General features: G+C 70.8%; 21 protein-coding genes and 1 tRNA gene. 4 read left to right on the forward strand and 18 right to left on the reverse strand.

Annotation, left to right across the window (positions count from 1 at the left end; all coding sequences use genetic code 11):
- Positions 1 to 42: 42 nt before the first annotated feature.
- The 5 genes from ACIQBL_RS12690 to ACIQBL_RS12710 all read right to left on the reverse strand — a co-directional run bounded on the left by ACIQBL_RS12690 (position 43) and on the right by ACIQBL_RS12710 (position 4,081).
- Positions 43 to 1,212, reverse strand: a complete 1,170-nt coding sequence (locus ACIQBL_RS12690; RefSeq protein WP_401940156.1) for an NAD(P)/FAD-dependent oxidoreductase — start codon at positions 1,210 to 1,212, stop codon at positions 43 to 45.
- The gene (locus ACIQBL_RS12695; protein WP_019069625.1) at positions 1,209 to 1,571 is read right to left on the reverse strand and encodes a bifunctional 3-phenylpropionate/cinnamic acid dioxygenase ferredoxin subunit; all 363 of its coding nucleotides are present in this window, start codon (positions 1,569 to 1,571) and stop codon (positions 1,209 to 1,211) included. Before ACIQBL_RS12695 ends, ACIQBL_RS12690 begins: the two co-directional genes overlap by 4 nt.
- A gap of 158 nt (positions 1,572 to 1,729) precedes the next feature.
- Complete coding sequence (locus ACIQBL_RS12700; RefSeq protein WP_401940159.1) at positions 1,730 to 2,359, reverse strand: MBL fold metallo-hydrolase; 630 nt, start codon at positions 2,357 to 2,359, stop codon at positions 1,730 to 1,732.
- A complete protein-coding gene (locus ACIQBL_RS12705; protein ID WP_401940161.1) occupies positions 2,359 to 3,444 on the reverse strand; it encodes an S-(hydroxymethyl)mycothiol dehydrogenase in 1,086 nt (361 codons plus the stop codon). Before ACIQBL_RS12705 ends, ACIQBL_RS12700 begins: the two co-directional genes overlap by 1 nt.
- 148 nt (positions 3,445 to 3,592) lie before the next feature.
- The gene (locus ACIQBL_RS12710; protein ID WP_401940722.1) at positions 3,593 to 4,081 is read right to left on the reverse strand and encodes a TetR/AcrR family transcriptional regulator; all 489 of its coding nucleotides are present in this window, start codon (positions 4,079 to 4,081) and stop codon (positions 3,593 to 3,595) included.
- A gap of 167 nt (positions 4,082 to 4,248) precedes the next feature.
- Here ACIQBL_RS12710 and ACIQBL_RS12715 point away from each other — a divergent pair, with 167 nt between their 5' ends.
- Positions 4,249 to 5,691, forward strand: a complete 1,443-nt coding sequence (locus tag ACIQBL_RS12715) for an aldehyde dehydrogenase (protein WP_401940163.1) — start codon at positions 4,249 to 4,251, stop codon at positions 5,689 to 5,691.
- An 88-nt stretch (positions 5,692 to 5,779) separates the two neighbouring features.
- Here the strand turns inward: ACIQBL_RS12715 and ACIQBL_RS12720 are convergent.
- Positions 5,780 to 5,856: transfer RNA gene (locus tag ACIQBL_RS12720), tRNA-Pro, on the reverse strand.
- A 159-nt stretch (positions 5,857 to 6,015) separates the two neighbouring features.
- Here ACIQBL_RS12720 and ACIQBL_RS12725 point away from each other — a divergent pair.
- Both ACIQBL_RS12725 and ACIQBL_RS12730 read left to right on the forward strand, forming a co-directional pair.
- Entirely contained in the window at positions 6,016 to 6,723 is a 708-nt protein-coding gene (locus ACIQBL_RS12725; RefSeq protein ID WP_401940165.1) for a transketolase, read from the forward strand.
- Positions 6,724 to 6,770: 47 nt separating this feature from the next.
- Complete coding sequence (locus ACIQBL_RS12730; protein WP_401940168.1) at positions 6,771 to 7,691, forward strand: transketolase family protein; 921 nt, start codon at positions 6,771 to 6,773, stop codon at positions 7,689 to 7,691.
- A 36-nt stretch (positions 7,692 to 7,727) separates the two neighbouring features.
- On the opposite strand, the gene ACIQBL_RS12735 is transcribed toward ACIQBL_RS12730, so the two are convergent.
- The 10 genes from ACIQBL_RS12735 to ACIQBL_RS12780 all read right to left on the reverse strand — a co-directional run bounded on the left by ACIQBL_RS12735 (position 7,728) and on the right by ACIQBL_RS12780 (position 16,609).
- Entirely contained in the window at positions 7,728 to 9,158 is a 1,431-nt protein-coding gene (locus ACIQBL_RS12735) for an MFS transporter (RefSeq protein WP_401940171.1), read from the reverse strand.
- 153 nt (positions 9,159 to 9,311) lie between these two features.
- Positions 9,312 to 9,671, reverse strand: coding sequence for an MmcQ/YjbR family DNA-binding protein (locus tag ACIQBL_RS12740; protein ID WP_401940173.1), 360 nt, complete (start codon positions 9,669 to 9,671; stop codon positions 9,312 to 9,314).
- A gap of 30 nt (positions 9,672 to 9,701) precedes the next feature.
- Positions 9,702 to 10,247 carry a GNAT family N-acetyltransferase gene (locus ACIQBL_RS12745; protein WP_401940176.1) on the reverse strand — a complete coding sequence of 182 codons (546 nt, stop codon included), beginning with the start codon at positions 10,245 to 10,247 and terminating at the stop codon, positions 9,702 to 9,704.
- Positions 10,244 to 10,828, reverse strand: coding sequence for a helix-turn-helix domain-containing protein (locus ACIQBL_RS12750; protein ID WP_401940179.1), 585 nt, complete (start codon positions 10,826 to 10,828; stop codon positions 10,244 to 10,246). The genes ACIQBL_RS12745 and ACIQBL_RS12750 overlap by 4 nt, the downstream gene beginning before the upstream one ends.
- Positions 10,829 to 10,863: 35 nt before the next feature.
- Positions 10,864 to 11,766 carry a LysR family transcriptional regulator gene (locus tag ACIQBL_RS12755; RefSeq protein WP_401940182.1) on the reverse strand — a complete coding sequence of 301 codons (903 nt, stop codon included), beginning with the start codon at positions 11,764 to 11,766 and terminating at the stop codon, positions 10,864 to 10,866.
- 188 nt (positions 11,767 to 11,954) lie between these two features.
- Positions 11,955 to 13,148, reverse strand: coding sequence for a glycine C-acetyltransferase (locus ACIQBL_RS12760; RefSeq protein ID WP_401940184.1), 1,194 nt, complete (start codon positions 13,146 to 13,148; stop codon positions 11,955 to 11,957).
- 36 nt (positions 13,149 to 13,184) lie between these two features.
- On the reverse strand, positions 13,185 to 14,213 hold the full coding sequence (gene tdh, locus ACIQBL_RS12765; RefSeq protein WP_401940724.1) for an L-threonine 3-dehydrogenase: 1,029 nt from the start codon (positions 14,211 to 14,213) through the stop codon (positions 13,185 to 13,187).
- 178 nt (positions 14,214 to 14,391) lie between these two features.
- Entirely contained in the window at positions 14,392 to 14,766 is a 375-nt protein-coding gene (locus tag ACIQBL_RS12770; protein ID WP_401940187.1) for a YybH family protein, read from the reverse strand.
- 38 nt (positions 14,767 to 14,804) lie between these two features.
- Entirely contained in the window at positions 14,805 to 15,518 is a 714-nt protein-coding gene (locus ACIQBL_RS12775) for an SDR family NAD(P)-dependent oxidoreductase (RefSeq protein WP_401940190.1), read from the reverse strand.
- A gap of 170 nt (positions 15,519 to 15,688) precedes the next feature.
- The gene (locus tag ACIQBL_RS12780; protein ID WP_401940193.1) at positions 15,689 to 16,609 is read right to left on the reverse strand and encodes a LysR family transcriptional regulator; all 921 of its coding nucleotides are present in this window, start codon (positions 16,607 to 16,609) and stop codon (positions 15,689 to 15,691) included.
- A gap of 138 nt (positions 16,610 to 16,747) precedes the next feature.
- Between ACIQBL_RS12780 and ACIQBL_RS12785 the strand changes: the two genes are divergently transcribed.
- The gene (locus ACIQBL_RS12785; RefSeq protein WP_401940196.1) at positions 16,748 to 17,041 is read left to right on the forward strand and encodes a muconolactone Delta-isomerase family protein; all 294 of its coding nucleotides are present in this window, start codon (positions 16,748 to 16,750) and stop codon (positions 17,039 to 17,041) included.
- Between the two features lie 64 nt (positions 17,042 to 17,105).
- Here ACIQBL_RS12785 and ACIQBL_RS12790 read toward each other — a convergent pair whose 3' ends face one another.
- Together ACIQBL_RS12790 and ACIQBL_RS12795 are read right to left on the reverse strand one after the other, a co-directional pair.
- The gene (locus ACIQBL_RS12790; protein ID WP_401940199.1) at positions 17,106 to 17,714 is read right to left on the reverse strand and encodes a TetR/AcrR family transcriptional regulator; all 609 of its coding nucleotides are present in this window, start codon (positions 17,712 to 17,714) and stop codon (positions 17,106 to 17,108) included.
- Positions 17,715 to 17,737: 23 nt separating this feature from the next.
- The gene (locus ACIQBL_RS12795; RefSeq protein WP_401940201.1) at positions 17,738 to 18,313 is read right to left on the reverse strand and encodes a GAF domain-containing protein; all 576 of its coding nucleotides are present in this window, start codon (positions 18,311 to 18,313) and stop codon (positions 17,738 to 17,740) included.
- Positions 18,314 to 18,361 lie beyond the last annotated feature (48 nt).

Consider the following 18,361-nt stretch of genomic DNA (forward strand, 5'->3'; position numbering starts at 1 on the left):
TCACGCGCCGGGACGAACGACTCCGGACGGCGTAATTACGGGTCAACTCACCCTGGCGGCAAGCTGCTTGCGCCACCGCGTGAACAGCCGCGGCTGGTTCATCGCGAGCACGGCGACCGGCTGCCCGGCACACCGGTAGACGGCGAGGAAACTACGGTCGCCCGGGGCGCCCTCCTCGACGGTCACACTGTCGGCGCCGGCCGCATGACCGGCGAACTGGATCTTCACGCCGTACTGGTCCGACCAGAAGTACGGCGGCCTCGGCGCCCCCGCCTCCGCCGCGCCCCACGACAGCAGCGCGGCCACGGCCGCCTCGGGCCGCTCCCGCGCACCGGTCCAGTGCTCGACCCGCCGATGGACGCCCGCGTGCGGGTCGTACCAGGAAGCACAGTCCCCTACGGCGACCACGCCCGCGAGGCTGGTGCGACCGTCGGCACCGCACTTCACGCCGTTGTCCAGCTCGACGCCGGAGCCTTCGAGCCAGTCGACACACGGCCGCGCGCCGACACCGACGACGACGATGTCCGCGGGGACGGTCCGCCCGTCCTCCAGCAACACCGCGTCGACGCGGTCCTCCCCGCTCAGCCCTTTGACCCCGACACCACACAACAGCCGTACGCCGTGGGCCTCGTGGAGGGCGGAGACGATGCCGCCCATGGTCTCGCCGAGCGGTCCCGCGAGAGGGGTCGGTGCCGCCTCGATCACCGTCACGTCGAGTCCGAGGGCGTACGCCGTGGAGGCGACCTCGGCGCCGATGAACCCGCCGCCGATCACCACCAGCCGTCCGCCCAGGGCGAGTTCGTCGCGCAGGGCGCGGGCGTCGTCCAGGGTGCGCAGGGTGTGCACGCCGGCCGGCCGGTCCGTGCCGGGCAGGTTCCGCGCCACCGCTCCGGTCGCGACGACGACACCGTCGGCCCGGACCTCCCGACCGTCGTCGAGGAGCAACACCCGCTCCATACCGTCGACTTGGAGTCCGACGGCACGAACACCGAGCAGCCACTCGGCGCGCAGATCCTCGTCGTCCGTCTCCAGCAGGAGATCGTCCTCGCCGACGGTCCCGGCAAGGAACTCCTTGGACAACGGCGGCCTGTCGTACGGGCGATGGGCCTCGTCGCCGATGACGACGAGCCGCCCGCCGTAGCCCTGCTTCCGCAGCGAGCGCGCCGCCGACAGTCCCGCCAGCGAGGCGCCCACCACGGCCACGGTCCTCACGCGGGGCCTCCGGCGAGCCGGGACGCGACGCAGGGCGGCAGGTTCGGGGCGTCCGTGGACGGCACGACGTAGATCATGCCGTCCTGGACGAGAACCTCGTGGGTACGCACCGGGCGCTTGGCCGGCGGGGCGTCGACGGCTCCCGTCCGCAGGTCGAACTTCGAAGCGTGCAGCGGGCATTCCACCTCGCAGCCCTCCAGCCAGCCGTCGGCGAGCGAGGCGTCCTGGTGGGTGCACGTGTCGTCGATGGCGAAGACCTCGCCGTCGTCGGTGTGGAACACCGAAACCGGCGGATCGATGTCGAGCCGGTAGGCCTCGCCTCGCGGCAGATCCACGAGAAGGCACGCGGGAATCATCATGACACCTCGGTGCGTATAGCGAAACGGATTGCGGTAAGCGCAACGTCAGTTTGAGGGCGCCCCCAAACCCTTGTCAAGGCATCCCGAGGGCACCCGGACCGTCTTCCAGTGTTGCTTTTCACGCAACAGCGTGCGCCATGAACAACACTGGGCGATCCTCAGAACCCGCGGTCGATCCACTCCTGAAGATGCGGCGCCTCGGCGGCGACGGTGGTCGTGTCCCCATGACCGGTGTGCACGACGGTGCCGCCCGGCAGCCCGAGCAGCCGCTCCCGGATCGAGTCGACGATGGTCGGGAAGTGGGAGTACGACCGTCCCGTGGCCCCCGGCCCGCCCGCGAAGAGGGTGTCACCGCTGAAGAGGGCGTTCAGCCCCGGCGCGTACAGGCACACGGCACCGGGCGCGTGCCCTGGCGTGTGCAGGACCTTGAGGCCGACGCCCGCCACCACCACGTCCTGCCCGTCGGCCAGCTCACCGTCGGGCGACCGATCCGGGTGAGTCTGTTTCCACAGCGGCAGGTCGTCCGGGTGCAGCAGGATCGGCGCACCGGTGCGGTCGGCGAGGGCGGGCGCCGCGTCGATGTGGTCGTTGTGGGCGTGGGTGCAGATGATGGCGGTCAGCCGACGGTCGCCGACCGCCTCCGCGATGGCGTCGGCGTCATGGGCCGCGTCGATGACCACGACCTCGTGGTCGTCGCCGACGATCCACACGTTGTTGTCGACGTCCCAGGCACCGCCGTCGAGGCTGAACTGTCCGGACGTGACGAGGTGTTCGACGCGCGCGCCCATCAGAACACCACCACCGAACGCAGCACGTCGCCGCCGTGCATCCGCTCGAAGGCCTTCTCCACGTCCTCCAGCGCGATGGTCTCCGTGACGAACGCGTCCAGATCCAGGCGCCCTTGGAGATAGAGGTCGATGAGCATCGGGAAGTCCCGGGAGGGCAGACAGTCGCCGTACCAACTCGACTTGAGGGATCCGCCGCGTCCGAAGACGTCCAGGAGCGGGAGTTCGAGCTTCATCTCCGGGGTCGGCACACCGACGAGGACGACCGTGCCCGCCAAGTCACGGGCGTAGAAGGCCTGTTTGTACGTCTCCGGGCGGCCGACCGCCTCGATCACGACATCGGCACCGAAGCCACCGGTCAGCTCCCTGATCGCCTCGACGGGGTCGGACTCCTTGGAGTTGACGGTGTGCGTGGCGCCGAGGGAGCGGGCCGTCTCCAGTTTCCGGTCGTCGATGTCGACGGCGATGATCCGCGCCGCACCCGCCAGCCGGGCCCCCGCGATCACCGCGTCACCGACCCCACCACAGCCGATGACCGCGACCGTGTCACCGCGTCCGACGTTGCCGGTGTTGATGGCCGCACCGATCCCGGCCATCACCCCGCAGCCCAGCAGCCCGGCTGCGGCGGCCGACGCGGCGCGGTCGACCTTGGTGCACTGTCCCGCCGCGACCAGTGTCTTCTCGGCGAAGGCGCCGATGCCCAGGGCCGGAGAGAGTTCGGTGCCGTCGAGCAGGGTCATCTTCTGCGTGGCGTTGTGGGTGTTGAAGCAGTACTGCGGCCGTCCGCGCCGACAGGCCCGGCAATTCCCGCACACGGCACGCCAGTTGAGGATCACGAAGTCACCGGGAGCGACATCGGTGACCCCCTCTCCCACCGACTCCACGACACCCGCGGCCTCGTGCCCCAGCAGGAACGGGAACTCGTCGTTGATCCCGCCCTCGCGATAGTGCAGATCGGTGTGGCAGACCCCGCAGGCCTCGACCTTCACCAGCGCCTCCCCCGGGCCGGGGTCGGGGACGACGATCGTCTCCAGGCTGACGGGGGCACCCTTCCCCCGGGCGACAACAGCACGGACCTGGTGAGTCATGGCCACTCCTCCGCTGGTACGAGACCTGAGCAGAACGTTGCTCATTACGGCACGCATCTCACGTGTCGCAACACAGCATCATGGAGGGCCGTACGGGGGTCAAGGATTCGACGCACGGAACGCCCGCTCACCCCCCGCGCCGCCGACGTCACTGCCCGCCGAGCCCCCGCAGAAAGGTGTCCACGACCATGTCGGCGGCCCGGGCGGCACTGTGATCGGACAGCTGCTGCGAGGCCAGGTGCATGAGCTGCGGCAGCAGTGAACTCGCCCAGCCGGCGGGGATGTCGGCCCGCAGGAGCCCTTCGTCGGTGGCGCGCTCCAGGAAGGCGTCGACCTCCCGGATCAGGACGTCGCGCCGGTCGCGGATGGTCTCGTCGGCCTTCATCCGGGCGAGTTCCACGGGCCAGGTGCGATTGACGCCGATGATCCCCTCGACGTACCGGTGCAGGGCCACGGCGACGGGCGCCTCGCGCAGCCGGGCATCCCCGGTGGCCCGCTCGATCGCCTCGACCCGGGCCTCGTAGATGGCCGCCAGCAGTTCCTCACGGGACGCGAACCGCCGGTAGACGGTGCGCCGGTCGACACCCGCCTCGGCGGCTATCGCGGCGATGCTCGCGCCCGGATCGGCGGCGAGCATGCGCGCTCCGGTCGTCAGGACGGCTTCGAGGTTGCGTACGGCGTCGGCTCTCACACAGCGAAGCATAGCCCGCTATCACCACACACTTGAGGCCACACAATCCCTAAGTGCTACATTGAAGTGACAGATACCGAAAATGATCACCCCTGAACTCCCCAGGAGCGCAAATGATCACCTACGACCGACTCTTCATCGCGGGTTCGTGGACCGCACCGAGCAAGCCCGAGCTGCTCGACATCCGCTCGCCGCACGACCGGACGGTCATCGGCCGGGCCGCGCAGGCTTGCCCCGCCGACGTGGACCGCGCCGTGGCCGCCGCCCGCGCCGCCTTCGACGAGGGCCCCTGGCCCCGCACGGCACCCGCGGAACGCATCGCCGCCGTCCGGCGGCTCAACACGCTGCGCGAGGCCGACGCCGAGAAGATCGCCGCGCTGATCTCCGCGGAGAACGGCTCGGCCGGCTGGTTCACGCTGGCCGGGCAACCGGGACTCGGGCGGCAGGCGCGCGCCTACCTCAAGGCGGCCGAGGAACTCGGCTGGGAGGAGACCCTCACGCCGTCCGACCCCGACTCCCCCACCCGGAGCGTGCTGCGCCGCGAGCCCATCGGTGTCGTGGCCGCCGTCATTCCGTGGAACTCCCCGTTCTCCGCGGCCCTGGCCAAGCTGATACCGGCGCTGCTGGCCGGGAACACGGTCGTGCTCAAGGTGTCCCCGGAGAACTCGCTGAGCATGGGGTTCCTCGCCGAACTGCTGGAGCGGGCGGGTCTGCCGGAGGGGGTGGTCAGCGTCCTTCCCGCCGATCGGGAGACCAGTGAGTACCTCGTGTCGCACCCCGACGTGGACAAGATCGCGTTCACCGGCTCGACCCGGGCCGGCCGCCGGATCGCGTCCATCGCGGGCGAGCAGCTGAAGCGGGTCGGCCTGGAGTTGGGCGGCAAGTCGGCCGCCGTCGTCCTGGACGACGCCGACGTCGAACAGGTCGTACAGGGGCTGAAGTTCGCCTCGCTGCTGAACAACGGCGAGGCGTGCATCGCGCAGACCCGCGTCCTCGCCCCGCGCAGCCGCTACGAGGAGGTCGTCGCCGCCCTCAAGAACCTCGTCGAGTCGCTCAAGGTCGGCGACCCGAACGACCCCGACACCTTCATCGGCCCGATGGTCCGCCCCGACCAGCAGCAGCGCGTCCGCGACTACATCGAACTCGGCATCGCGGAAGGCGCCCGCCTCGTCACCGGCGGTCCCCAGGTACCGCCCGGCCTCGAAGGCGGCAACTACGTCACCCCGACCGTGTTCGCCGACGTGGACAACTCCATGCGGATCGCACAGGAGGAGATCTTCGGCCCGGTCCTCGTCGTCATCCCCTACGACGACGAGGACGACGCCGTACGCATCGCCAACGACTCCGAGTACGGCCTCTCCGGCGGCGTGTGGTCCGCCGACCAGGCCCGAGCACTCGCCGTCGCCCGCCGCCTGCGCACCGGCACGGTCACCGTGAACGGCGCGCCCATCGCCTTCGACGGCCCCTTCGGCGGCTACAAAGCGAGCGGCATCGGCCGCGAGTACGGCGCTGTGGGACTCGCCCAGTACGTCGAGTACAAGACGGTCACCCTGTGACCGTCACACGCCATCGGCTCACGCCCGCGAACACAGAAAAGACCGTCTTCCCATCGCTGAGAAAACGGCCTCCGACCCGCTGCAAAGCTGGTCGGGACGACAGGATTTGAACCTGCGACCCCTTGACCCCCAGTCAAGTGCGCTACCAAGCTGCGCCACGTCCCGTTGCCCATCTGACCTGGGATTTCCCCTGGCCGAACACGCAGGGAAACAATACCGCACTCGCATCGGTGATCGCGCACGCCTTTATTCGGGGCCGGTTTCCGGCCGAGCCCCCGCCCACCCCTTGACCTGAAGTTTGGTTGAGGTTGGACGATCCTCATCATGACCACCACCACGGAACACAACCGCCCGTACACGCACGGCGACCTGCCCCGGCTCATGGGCCTGATGACCGGCGACGAGAAGCACGGCCCGGCGGCGACCTCGACGCTGGACGTGCTGTGGGTGCTCTACGACCGGGTCCTGCGGGTCGGTCCGGAGCGGATGGACGACCCCGGGCGGGACCGGTTCCTGCTCTCCAAGGGGCACGGGCCGATGGCGTACTACGCCGTACTGGCCGCCAAGGGATTCGTACCGGTCGAGTGGCTCCCGGACTTCGGTTCCTACGACTCGCCGCTCGGCCACCACCCCGACCGGGTGCTGGTGCCGGGCGCCGAGATCGGCAGCGGGTCGCTGGGGCACGGGCTGCCGATCGCCGTCGGGACGGCGCTGGGGCTGCGCGCCCAGGGACTCGCCGACCCGCGGGTCTGGGTGCTGGTCGGCGACGCCGAACTGGACGAGGGCAGCAACCACGAGGCCATCGCCTTCGCCGGGCCCGCCGGACTGGACCGGCTGCACACCGTCGTCGTCGACAACTCCTCCGCCAGCCACGCCCGGCCCGGCGGCATCGCCGCCCGTTTCGAGGCGGCGGGCTGGTCCGCCGTCACGGTCGACGGCCGTGACCACGACGCGCTCTACGCCGCCTTCACCGCGCCGCACCCCGGCCGACCGCACGTGGTCGTGGCCCGGGTGGAGCCGAAGTCCGCCTGATCATCCGTCCAGCGATTCAGCAGCTGCTCCAGAAAGGCTTTCTCTCCATGGACACCATGCGTGACCGTTTCGCCCCGGTCGTCTCCCGGCTGCTCGACGAGGAACCGCGCCTCGCGGTCGTCCTCGCCGAGATCGGCAGGGACGGCTTCGCCGAGGCCCAAGTCCGGCACCCCGACCGGGTGATCAACGTCGGCATCCGCGAGCAGCTCCTCGTCGGGGCGGGCGCGGGACTCGCCCTGACCGGGATGCGCCCGATCGTGCACACCTTCGCCGGCTTCCTCGTCGAGCGACCCTTCGAGCAGCTCAAGCTGGACCTCGGGCACCAGGACGTCGGCGCGGTACTGGTCAGCGCGGCGGCCTCCTTCGACTGGCCCGCCGGCGGATTCACGCACATGGCCCCGGGCGATGTCGCCCTCCTCGACACCCTCGACGGTTGGACCGTGCATGTGCCGGGCCACCCGGACGAGGCCGAGACCCTGCTGCGGCACGCGGTCGCCGCGGGCGACGACAAGGTGTACGTACGGCTGTCCGTCCAGTCGAACACGGAGGCCCTCCCGGTCGACGGCGAGCACTTCCTCACCGTCCGCGAGGGCCGCGCCGGTGTGGTCGTCGCGGTCGGTCCGATGCTCGACGCCGTACTGGCCGCCACGGAGAACCTCGACATCACCGTCCTGTACGCCTCGACCGTGCGGCCCTTCGACGCGACCGCACTGCGCCGGGCCACGCGCACGGCCGGGACGGACGTCGCGCTCGTCGAGCCGTACCTGGCCGGCACCTCGACGGCCGCCACGAACGACGCACTCGCCGACGTGCCCCACCGCGTGCTCGGCCTGGGCGTGGGCCGCGCCGAACTCCGGCGCTACGGCACCGTCGAGGAACACGTCACCGCACACGGGCTCGACGCCCGGACGCTGCGCGAGCGGATCATCGCCTTCGTCGGGAGCGGGCGCATGGCGGCACGAGCCTGAGACCCCCTACGACGACCCCGGCACCGGCGCCCGCGCTCACCTCTCCTGCGGGCACGCCCGTTCACGTATCGCCGCGCCGCTCGGGCTGCCGGAACCGCTCGGACCGACCGCGATCGCGTCGGCGCGTATCAGGTCGCGTATGGCGGGCACGAGGAGCAGCGCTATCGGCACCACAAGGCTCATCGCCCCCGCGACGAGGAGCACACGGCCGGTGCCGAGAGCTGCGGCGGCCGGGCCCGCCAGTGCCTGGCCGACCGGCATCATCGCGAGGGAGCCGGCCACGTCGTACGCGTGAATGCGGTTGAGGACGTCCGGTGGGACCTGTGTCTGGACGCTGGTCGCCCACATCACGCCCCAGAAGGACATGCCCGCCCCGGCGACAGCGGCTCCGGCCGCCATGGCCGGTACGCCGAGCCCCGCCCCGACGGTCGCCGGGAAACCGGCGAAGGCGAAGAGGGCGATCGCACCGGCGCGCAGCATACGGCGGGGGCGCAGCCGCAGGGCGAGCAGTCCGCCCACGACGGTGCCCGCGCCGAGGGCCGAGTTGACCAGGCCGTAGGCGCGCGGGCCGTGTTCCTGCACCACCTGTGTCGCCACGAGGGGAACGGTCGGACCCCATACGGCGATCATGTAGAGGCACCAGACGGCGATGACTCCCCAGAGCCAGGTGCGCGATCTGAACTCCCGCCATCCCTCGACCAGATCGGCCTTGAAAGCTCCCGTCCCGTGCCCTGGCTCGCGGCTGCCCGGCGCGAGCGGGGGCAGCCTGAGCAGCAGCAGACAGAGGGCACTCACCGCGTAGGTGGCGGCGTGGGCCGCGAACACGCCGCCGGGCGAGGCGAATCCGACGAGCAGGCCCGCCACGGCAGGACCGGCCAACTGGGCGGCGGACTCGGCGATGCGTATCGCGCCGTTCGCGCCCTGGATGTCGGAGGCGAGTCTCGGCACCGTACTCGCCACGCCGGGCTGGAACACCGCGCCCGCCACGCCGTTGACGAAGCCGATCGCACAGATCTCCCAGAGCACGACATGGCCGGTGAAGAAGAGAACGGCGGCGAGGGACTGGGTGCCGAGGCGCACCAGGTCGGCGCCGATCATCAGCTTGCGGGTGCTGAACCGGTCGGCGATCACCCCGCCGAAGACGACGAGTCCCGCGAAGGCGAAGGCCGTTGAGGCCATGGCGAGGCCGACCGCGCCCGCGCCGTACCCGTGTTCCAGCAGGCCCGCGGCAAGGGCCACGGGCAGCATGGTGTCGCCGAGCCGGGCGACGGCGCGTGCCACGAAGAACAGCGCGAAGTCCCGTGACCAGACGGGCCGTTCGCCGCGGCCACCGTCTCTCTTCACCGACCCGGCAACGGCTCCGACTCCGTTCCCGGCAACGATGTCATCGCCTCCGGTCACCGCCCCGCCCGGCGCCGATGCGAACCCCGCCGGCTCGCGCGCCGGATCCGATGCCGTCCCCGTCATCCCCCACCGCTCCCTCCCCCGGCCGCCGCCCCCCAAGCGCCCCGCCGATGTCCGTGAACTCCCGTCCAGGCGGGAGCCGGATCCCCCTCCGTCCCGGCTCCCGCTCCTGTCTCCGGATGATGCCACGCGCCACTGACAACGCCCGGGGGAATTTCAGTCGCCGGACGGCAGGCCCAACTCCGGGTAGGACTCCAGGAGTCGGGGCGGGGCCGCCTGGCGCCAGGAGTCGGCGAGGATGTCGCGCAGTTCGTCCTCGCTCTCCAGCGCGGCGAGGCGGGCCCGGACCCAGGCGAAGCCCGCCTCGTGGTCGGCGATCCAGAACTTCTCCGGCTCGGCCAGGACCAGTTCGTCGCGCTCCTCCTTGGGGCAGCGCACGGCGATGGAGGTCTCTTCCTCGGGCACCGTGACGAACATCTTCCCGGCGACCCGGAAAGTGGGCATGTTCCAGGCGATCTTCTCCGTCGTGTCCGGGAGGGAGAGGGCGATACGGCGTACGTCTTCAGCATCCGGCATGAGACGCAACATAGCGGCCGGCACTGACAATCACCTGGTGGGAGTGCCCGCCGGTACCTCCTCCCCCACGCGCTTGTAGTAGAGCGTCGTCGGCCGAAGCTCCCCGCCCGGGCTCGCCGCGTAGTCCGGGATCACGCCGGCCCGGGTCCAGCCGGCGGAGCGGTACAGGTGCTCGGCGGGGCTGTCGGTCTCGGTGTCCAGGTGGAGGAGGGTGATGCCGGCGGCGACGGCCGCGTCCTCGGCGACGGTCAGGAGCCGGCGTCCGAGGCCCTCTCCTCTGGCCTCCCGGTGCACCATCAGCTTGATCAGTTCGGCGCGGTGGCGACTGTTGGGCTTGTCCGGGAAGGCCAGGCTCACCGTGCCGACGATCCGTTCGCCGTTCGACGCCGCCCACACGGCGAGCCGCCCGGCGGCCACACCGTCGGCACGCTCCCGCCACCAGTCGACGGCCGCCGCCCGGTCGGGCGGCGCGAGGAAGCCGATCGAGGCGCCGTCGTCGACGGTGTCGGTCAGCAGGTCCGCCAACTCATCGTTGGCAGCGGGCAGTTGAGTGGCATCCAGACGCGTCACCTTCACGGCAGCACCACCGCCAGCACATAACGCACACCGTCCCGCCCCGGGCACCGGAACCGCGTCGGCCCCCACACCCGCAGCCGCAGACAGTCACCGGCGTCGAGGTGGTGCTCGACGTCCTGGGCCGTCACGTCGAGGGCGCCTTCCAGGACCCAGATGTGCTGTTCCAGACCGGGCACGGGCGGCCGGTCGTAGGCGATGTCGGCGCCCGCGCCGAGCCGTCCCTCGACGAGTTCACCGCGCAGCCCGGTGTGCGGGGGCGACACGGACCGTCGTACGAAACCGGAGGTGCGGTCCTCCCACACCGGTTGCTCGGCGGCACGGACCAGCAGGGCGGGCTCGGCCTCCACCTCGCTGAGGAGTTGGGACATGGTGCGGCCGTAGACACCGCACAGGCGGTTGAGGAGGGAGGCGGTGGGGCTGATCTCGGCGCGTTCGGCGCGGGACAGGGTCGAACGGCTCACTCCGCTGCGTTCCGCCAACTCCCCCAGGGACCAGCCGCGTTCGGCCCGCAGTTCGGCCAGGCGGGCGCCGAGGCGGGTGTCCATGGGGTCGGGAGCGATCCCCGTTTCCTCCAGTTTCATATCCGGGACGATATCCCGGATATGAGACGGCGAGGTTACATCCTGGCCACTTCTTCCAGCGCGTCCAGCACCGGGCGGATCAGCGGGTGCTCCTCCGTGCCGCGCCGTACGGCCGCGAAGACCCGGCGGGTCGGCGCCACCCCGTCGACCGGCCGGACGACCACGCCCGCCAGGTCCATGCCGCGCAGCGCCGAGCGGGGGACGAGGGCCACGCCCGCGTCGGCCGACGCAAGGGCGACGACGGCACGGAAGTCGTCGGAGGAGTGTTCGAGACGGGGCTGGAATCCGGCGTTCTCGCAGGCCAGGACGGTGACCTCGTGGCAGGGGTTGCCGGGGTACGGGCCGATCCACGGATCCTTGGCCAGTTCGGCGAGGGGGACTTCGGCGGCGTCGGCGAGGCGGTGGGTGAGCGGGACGACCACGTCGAACGGCTCGGCGTAGAGCGGGACATGGGTCAGGCGCGGGTCGTCGGCGGGCGGGGCCCCTCGGTACTCGACGGCGACCGCGACATCCACCTGCCGGTCCAGCACCATCGGCAGGCTGGCGTCGCCCTCGGCGTCCTGGACGCGGAGGCGGATGCCCGGTGCGAGGCGGGCGAGACGGGACACCGCGGGGGCCACGACCTGTGCGATGCCCGTCGCGAAGGCGGCGACGGTGACCGTGCCGGCCGCGCCCGAGCCGTACGCGGCGAGTTCCGCCTCGGCCCGTTCCAGCTGGGCCAGGACCACGTTGGTGTGGCTGAGCAGGATCTCGCCGGCCGGGGTCAGCCGTACGCCCTTGGCGCCGCGCTCGACCAGGCGGTGGCCGGTCTCCTGCTCCAGGGCGGCGAGCTGTTGGGAGACCGCCGAGGGGGTGAGGTACAGCGCGGCGGCTGCCGCCGTCACGGTGCGGTGGTCGGCCACCGCACGGAGGATGTGGAGCCGCCGCGCTTCGATCATGGGACCGATTATCGCAATATGTCCGGGGCTCCGGACGAACCCGGGCCTGGCCCCTGGTCCTGGCCGTGGCCGTGGCCGTGGCCGTGGCCCTGGCCCTGGCCCTGGCCCTGGCCCATGAGACGAACGGATCAGCCCTCCGGCTCCACCGTCAGCCCTCCAGCCCCGCCCTCAGCCCTCCAGCCCCGCCCTCAGCCGTCCAGCTCCGCCCGCGCCGCCGCGAACGCGTCGACCGCCCGGTTCACGTCCTCCGTGGAGTGCGCGGCGGACAGCTGGACCCGGATACGGGCCTGCCCCTGCGGGACGACCGGGTACGAGAAGCCGATCACGTACACGCCCCGCTCCAGCAGCAGCTCCGCCATCCGGCCGGCCAGCGTCGCGTCGCCGATCATCACGGGCGCGATGGCGTGGTCGCCGGGGAGGATGTCGAAGCCCTCCTCGGTCATCCGGCGGCGGAACAGGGCGGTGTTCTCGCGGAGTTGGACGCGCAGGTCGTCGGCCGACTCCAGCAGGTCGAGCACCTTGAGCGACGCTGCCGCGATCACGGGGGCCAGGGTGTTCGAGAAGAGGTACGGCCGTGAGCGCTGGCGCAGCAGCGCGACGATCTCGGCGCGGGCGGCGACGTAACCGCCGGAGGCCCCGCCGAGCGCCTTGCCGAGGGTGCCGGTGATGATGTCGACGCGGTCCATGACGCCGTGCAGTTCGGGGGTGCCCCGGCCGCCGGGGCCGACGAAGCCGACGGCGTGCGAGTCGTCGACCATGACCATCGCGTCGTAGCGGTCGGCGAGGTCGCAGATCTCGCGCAGCGGTGCGACATAGCCGTCCATGGAGAAGACGCCGTCGGTGACGACCAGCTTGCGCCGGGCGCCCGCCGCTTCCTTCAGCTGCTGTTCCAGGTCGGCCAGGTCACGGTTGGCGTACCGGTAACGGCGGGCCTTGGAGAGGCGGATGCCGTCGATGATCGACGCGTGGTTCAGCGCGTCGGAGATGACCGCGTCCTCCGGGCCCAACAGGGTTTCGAAGACACCGCCGTTGGCGTCGAAGCAGGAGGAGTAGAGGATCGTGTCCTCCTGGCCGAGGAACCCGGAGAGGCGGGCCTCGAGTTCCTTGTGGACCTCCTGGGTTCCGCAGATGAAGCGCACGGAGGCCATGCCGTAGCCCCAGCGGTCGAGGGCCGCGTGGGCGGCGGCGACGACCTCGGGGTGGTCGGCGAGGCCGAGGTAGTTGTTGGCGCAGAAGTTGAGGACCTCGCCCGGTCGGCCGCCCGCGGTGACGTTCACGGTCGCGGACTGCGGGGAGCCGATCACCCGCTCGGGCTTGTGGAGTCCGGCGGCGCGGATCTCGTCGAGGGTGGTGCGGAGGTCGTCGCGCACGGAGTCGAACATGGGGGAAGCTCCTAAAGTTCCTTCGCCGAAAGGGAGTTACGCGGTCCAGTCCAGGATGACCTTGCCGCCGCGTCCGCTCGCCGCGTCCGCGAACGCCGCCTCGAAGTCGCGGTGTCCGTACCGGCCGGTGATCACGGGCGCGAGGTCGAGGCCGCCTTCCAGCAGTACCGACATCGCGTACCACGTCTCGAACATCTCACGGCCGTAGATGCCCTTGATGGTGAGCATCGAGGTGACGACGCGGGACCAGTCGACCGGGAACTCCTGGGAGGGCAGTCCCAGCATCGCGATCCGGCCGCCGTGCGTCATGTTGGCGATCATGTCGCGCATCGCCTCGGGACGGCCGGACATCTCCAGACCGATGTCGAAGCCCTCACGGAGCCCCAGCTCCTTCTGCCCGTCGGCGATCTGACCATCCGTCACGTTCAGGGCGAGGCTCACACCGATCTTGCGGGCCAGCGCGAGCCGTTCCTCGCTCACATCCGTCACTACGACGTTCCGCGCACCGGCGTGCCGGGCAACCGCCGCCGCCATCAGGCCGATCGGGCCCGCGCCGGTGATGAGTACGTCCTCGCCGACCAGGGGGAACGACAGCGCGGTGTGCACGGCGTTGCCGAACGGGTCGAAGATCGCGGCGACATCGAGGTCGACGGGGACCCGGTGCACCCACACGTTGGCGGCGGGCAGGACGACGTACTCCGCGAAGGCACCGTCCCGGCCGACGCCGAGCCCGACCGTGGCGCGGCACAAGTGGCGGCGCCCGGCAAGGCAGTTGCGGCACTTGCCGCACACCAGGTGCCCCTCGCCGCTCACGCGATCGCCGGTCGCGATGTCGACGACATCACGGCCGGTCTCCACCACCTCGCCGACGAACTCGTGCCCGAGCACGAGCGGGGTACGGATCGCCTGCCGCGCCCAGCCGTCCCAGGACCGGATGTGCAGATCGGTGCCGCAGATCCCGGTCCGCAGGACCCTGATCAGTACATCGCCGGGTCCGACAGTGGGCTCCGGGACGTCCACGAGCCACAGCCCGGGCTCCGCCTTCTCCTTGACCAGCGCCTTCAACGCCACGGCTCCTGAGGGTGAGGTCCCGGGCCGGGCATCGTCCAGGCATGCCGGACGCGCCCGTTCCGGGGTAGGGGTGGATTCTGCTGGCAATCTGCCTCACCGGAGCGCCCGGGTCCATCGAGGTTTTCTTAAGCCGTGCCGCAGCTTTCCTTCACAGCCGTCACCTTCACGCCTGTCACCCGTCGAGCCGCGACACCTGGTAGTGGGCGATGTGCCAACCGTCCGCCAGCCGCTTCACCACCACGGCGAGCTTGACGTGGACCGGCGGCCGGTCGGTGAACGTGAACTCCGTGTCCAGATAACCGAGTACGAGGTCGTCGGCGTACCGCCGGGTCTCCAGGACACGGTAGGCGGCGATCATCCCGAGCGGCTGGGAGGCGTAGTACTCGGCTACGCCCGGTCGGCCGACGCTGTAGGGGTGCAGCCCCTGGAAGATCGCGTCCTCGGTGAAGAGCCGGGCCACCTCCTCCGGTTCGTGGGCGTCGACGGCCGCTTTCCAGGGGTCCAGGACACCGCGCAGGACGAGTTCGTCGTCATTCGTGCTGGTCATCTCCATCTGCCCTTCTCAGTGATCTCCGCCGACCTTTCTCAGTGACCGGCGCTCATACCGCCGTCGACATGCAGGATCTCGCCGGTGACGAAGGGAGCGTTCTCCAAGAACACCACGGCGTCGACGATGTCGCTCACCTCCCCCATACGGCCGACCGGATGCAGGGCGGCGAGGCCCATGTGGGTCTCCTCCGGGTGCATCGGGGTTTTGATGGTGCCCGGCGACACGGCGTTGACGCGGATGCCCCGGGTGGCGTACTCGACGGCGAGGGACTTGGTGGCGGACTGGAGGCCGCCCTTGGTCAGCGAGGCCAGCGCGGAGGGGACACGGGCGTCCGCGTTGTCGACCAGGCTGGTGGTGATGTTGACGATGTGGCCGCCGCCCTGGGTGAGCAGGTGCGGGACGGCCAGCTGGGTGATCCGGAAGAATCCGGTGAGGTTGATGCCGAGCACGGTCGCGTAGTCGTCGGCCGTGTAGTCGGTGAACGGCTTGGCGACGAAGACGCCCGCGTTGTTGACCAGCGTGTCGACACGGCCGAACCGCTCGATCGCGGCGGCCATGACCCGTTCGGCGGTGGCCGGGTCGGCGATGTCGCCCTGGACGGTCACGATGTCCGCGTCGTCGGCGGGGGCGATGGTGCGCGAGGTGGCGACGACGCCGTAACCGAGCTTGCGGTAGGCCTCGACGACGCCGGCTCCGATGCCCTGTGAGGCACCGGTGACGATCGCGACCTTCTGGTTCTGAGTGCTCATGACGACCTTCTCCGAAGGGGTGGCTGAGGTGCTCCCGGTCGATCGTCCACTAGCCGACCGGTCGCCTATTCCAGAAGGTAGGCGACCCGGAGAGGGGAAAGCAAAGGTCAGAGGGGGTTTTCCCGGGACCGGATTCCTCACTGCTGGGAGGCCTGGCCTCCCAGTCCACGTCAGCGGTACGGGTCGCCCTCGGGCAGCCAGGCGTCGGAGGCGCGGAGTCCGAGGTCGCCGACGCCGTCGCAGAGCGCGTCCACGGCGGCGAGGACGGCGGTACGCGTCTCACCCTCGCGCCACACCAGCGACCAGGTCCAGTGGACGGTCGGTCCGACGATCTCGCGGCGCACCAGGTCGGACGGCAGCGGAGTGGTCTGCCCCTTGGGCGAGTTGACGACCGGGCGGCGGCTGCGGCGGACGTGGTCGAAGAACGCGGGGCCGGTGATGCCGCCGTCGGAGATGGACACCGCGCGGGCCCCGGTGTCGTGGGCCAGCCGCTCGGCGTACACGTTCCAGGACGACCAGGAGTTGGTGTCGTCGTCGAGGAGGACACATGTGTCCCGGGCCCACACATCACTGGGGTCGGTGCCCGTGTCCACCGCATAGAGGCGGTCGGCGCCGAGAAGCCGGGCCCGGAGGCCGTACCGTTTGAGGTCCTCGTCCCGCACCCAGCACACAGCGAGGTCCAGGCTGCCGTCCGAGACCCGGGAGGCCTGGGTGTGCGAGGGCGCGATCCACGCGTCGACGTGCACCTGGGCCACTCCGGCGGTGCGCGTGGTGAGGTCGGCGGGGACCCAGTTGACGTAACCGAGCCGGACCGCTTCCGAGCCCGCGAGCCGGCCGGCCCGGCGCCGGAGGTCGTCGGCGCGTTCCAGCAGGGCGCGGGTGTGCGGGAGGAGGGCGGCTCCGGCCGGGGTGAGGGAGACCGAGCGGCGGTCGCGGTCGAAGAGCCGTACACCCAGATCGCGTTCGAGGGCCTTGATCTGCTGGGAGAGGGAGGGGCCGGCGATCAGGAGGCGGTCGGCGGCCCGGCCGAAGTTCAGTTCCTCGGCGACGGCCACGAAATACCTGAGTTGGCGCAGCTCCACGCCCGTCATGCTACGCGGGCTGGGAGGCCGTCCCTCTCAGCAGGGAGCACGCCTGTCGTGGCGCCCGCGCCGGTCCCGGGCCACGATGAGGGCATGGAAGTCCGGCGTCCTTTCGTCGTGCCGGGCGGGCCCGAACGGAGCAAGGTCATGCGAGAGTTCCTGGTCGAGATCACCACCACCGTCCCCGAGGGCACCAGTCGGGACGAGGTCGACCGGCGCCGTGCCGCCGAGACCGTCCGCTCCCGCGAACTGGCCGCCGCCGGTCATCTGGGGCGGCTGTGGCGCCCGGTCGGCGAACGGCGCAGCATCGGCGTCTGGCGCGCCGACGACGAGGAGCAACTCCACGAGAAGGTGCTCGGCACCCTGCCCCTGCACGCGTGGATGACCTTCGCCGTCACGCCGCTGGAGCCGCACCCGAACGACCCCGGCGGCGCGGTGTAACGCTCCGACTCAGCCCCTGCACAAGGGACAGCCGGCCCCGGAGATACGGACCGCGGGTCGCTGATCAGGCGGTGCGCGCCCCGAGCAGGGCGAGGCAGTTGGCCCAAAGGGGGCTCAGGCGCCCGGTGTTGTTGTACAGCTTCGCGAACATCACCTGGCCCTCCAGCTGCGCGACGACGGACCGCGCCGCCTCCCGGGTGTCGGTCACGGTGACGTCCCCGCGGTCACGGGCCTCGCCGACGACCGCCTCGACCATCTCGACCTGGACGTCGAAGATCTCCTGCAGCCGGGTGCGGACGGCCTCGGTCCGGTTGCTCATCTCCAGGCTCAGATTGCCGAACAGACAGCCCAGCACCGTGCCGCGGCCCTCCTGTCCGACACGCAGACCGGCCTCCGTCTCCTCGCACAACTGCCGCAGCCGGTCCAGCGGTTGGACAGCACCGCCGTCCCCGCTCAGGACGCGCGTCCACTCCCGCCGCTGGTCCGCCCAGTGCTCGTCGACGACGGCCAGCGCGAGGGCCTCCTTCGACTCGTAGAAGTAGTAGAAGCTCCCCTTCGGCACTCCGGCCGCCTTGCAGATCTCGGCCACCCCGAGCGCCGAGTACCCGCGCGCCTCGAAGAGTGACCGCCCGGCGGCGAGGATCTTCTCTCCGGCGTCACTGGTCCTACCCATGCACCAACTATACGACCGGTCGCCTATAAACCACCGAGCTGTTCGAGCCGGGCCACCAGCTCCGCCGCCGTCGACTTGATCGTCTCCAGCCCCGGCTTCCCCCACGGCCGGGGCTCCGTGTCGACGACACACACCGTGCCCAGCACCATCCCCGTGGAGTCGATGAGCGGTGCCCCCAGATAGGAGCGGATGCCGAACTCGTCGACGACCGGATTGCCCGCGAACCGCGGATAGTCGCAGACGTCTTCCAACACCAGCGCCTTACGTCGGACCACCACATGGGGGCAGAACCCATAGTCACGCGCCAACTGCCGCCCCACCTCGGGCTTGGCGTGCTCCCCACCCGAGACGGGTCTGGGCAGTCCCACACCGCCGGGAGTGTGCAGACCCGCGAAGAACTGCCGGTTCTCGTCAATGAAGTTGACCATGGCGTACGGCGCCCCGGTGAGCTCGGCGAGATGGTCCGCGAAGGCGTCGAGCGCCGGGTCCGGGTGCTCCCCCAGACCCAACCCGCGCAGCCGGCGCATCCGTTGGGGTGCCTCCTTGTCCTCGGGCGTGAGCAGCAGCCGACCTGCCGGACGCGGCGGGTCGTAGCTCATGGGCGTACTCCGTCCCTGTGGACGCAGGTCATAGAGGAACTCCCTGAC

Origin of the sequence: Streptomyces sp. NPDC088350 (genome assembly GCF_044753545.1) — a bacterium.
GTDB lineage: Bacteria > Actinomycetota > Actinomycetes > Streptomycetales > Streptomycetaceae > Streptomyces.

What these genes read in the sequence shown, in the direction of transcription:
- ACIQBL_RS12775 (WP_401940190.1), bottom strand. Translation starts at nt 15,518, where the DNA reads ATGAGCACTCAGAACCAGAAGGTCGCGATCGTCACCGGTGCCTCACAG.
- ACIQBL_RS12740 (WP_401940173.1), bottom strand. Translation starts at nt 9,671, where the DNA reads ATGCCGGATGCTGAAGACGTACGCCGTATCGCCCTCTCCCTCCCGGAC.
- ACIQBL_RS12770 (WP_401940187.1), bottom strand. Translation starts at nt 14,766, where the DNA reads ATGACCAGCACGAATGACGACGAACTCGTCCTGCGCGGTGTCCTGGAC.
- ACIQBL_RS12760 (WP_401940184.1), bottom strand. Translation starts at nt 13,148, where the DNA reads ATGTTCGACTCCGTGCGCGACGACCTCCGCACCACCCTCGACGAGATC.
- ACIQBL_RS12730 (WP_401940168.1), top strand. Translation starts at nt 6,771, where the DNA reads ATGGACACCATGCGTGACCGTTTCGCCCCGGTCGTCTCCCGGCTGCTC.
- ACIQBL_RS12780 (WP_401940193.1), bottom strand. Translation starts at nt 16,609, where the DNA reads ATGACGGGCGTGGAGCTGCGCCAACTCAGGTATTTCGTGGCCGTCGCC.
- ACIQBL_RS12750 (WP_401940179.1), bottom strand. Translation starts at nt 10,828, where the DNA reads ATGAAACTGGAGGAAACGGGGATCGCTCCCGACCCCATGGACACCCGC.
- ACIQBL_RS12695 (WP_019069625.1), bottom strand. Translation starts at nt 1,571, where the DNA reads ATGATGATTCCCGCGTGCCTTCTCGTGGATCTGCCGCGAGGCGAGGCC.
- ACIQBL_RS12715 (WP_401940163.1), top strand. Translation starts at nt 4,249, where the DNA reads ATGATCACCTACGACCGACTCTTCATCGCGGGTTCGTGGACCGCACCG.
- ACIQBL_RS12725 (WP_401940165.1), top strand. Translation starts at nt 6,016, where the DNA reads ATGACCACCACCACGGAACACAACCGCCCGTACACGCACGGCGACCTG.
- ACIQBL_RS12700 (WP_401940159.1), bottom strand. Translation starts at nt 2,359, where the DNA reads ATGGGCGCGCGCGTCGAACACCTCGTCACGTCCGGACAGTTCAGCCTC.
- ACIQBL_RS12705 (WP_401940161.1), bottom strand. Translation starts at nt 3,444, where the DNA reads ATGACTCACCAGGTCCGTGCTGTTGTCGCCCGGGGGAAGGGTGCCCCC.
- ACIQBL_RS12755 (WP_401940182.1), bottom strand. Translation starts at nt 11,766, where the DNA reads ATGATCGAAGCGCGGCGGCTCCACATCCTCCGTGCGGTGGCCGACCAC.
- ACIQBL_RS12790 (WP_401940199.1), bottom strand. Translation starts at nt 17,714, where the DNA reads ATGGGTAGGACCAGTGACGCCGGAGAGAAGATCCTCGCCGCCGGGCGG.
- ACIQBL_RS12785 (WP_401940196.1), top strand. Translation starts at nt 16,748, where the DNA reads ATGCGAGAGTTCCTGGTCGAGATCACCACCACCGTCCCCGAGGGCACC.
- ACIQBL_RS12735 (WP_401940171.1), bottom strand. Translation starts at nt 9,158, where the DNA reads ATGACGGGGACGGCATCGGATCCGGCGCGCGAGCCGGCGGGGTTCGCA.
- ACIQBL_RS12710 (WP_401940722.1), bottom strand. Translation starts at nt 4,081, where the DNA reads ATGCTCGCCGCCGATCCGGGCGCGAGCATCGCCGCGATAGCCGCCGAG.
- ACIQBL_RS12795 (WP_401940201.1), bottom strand. Translation starts at nt 18,313, where the DNA reads ATGAGCTACGACCCGCCGCGTCCGGCAGGTCGGCTGCTGCTCACGCCC.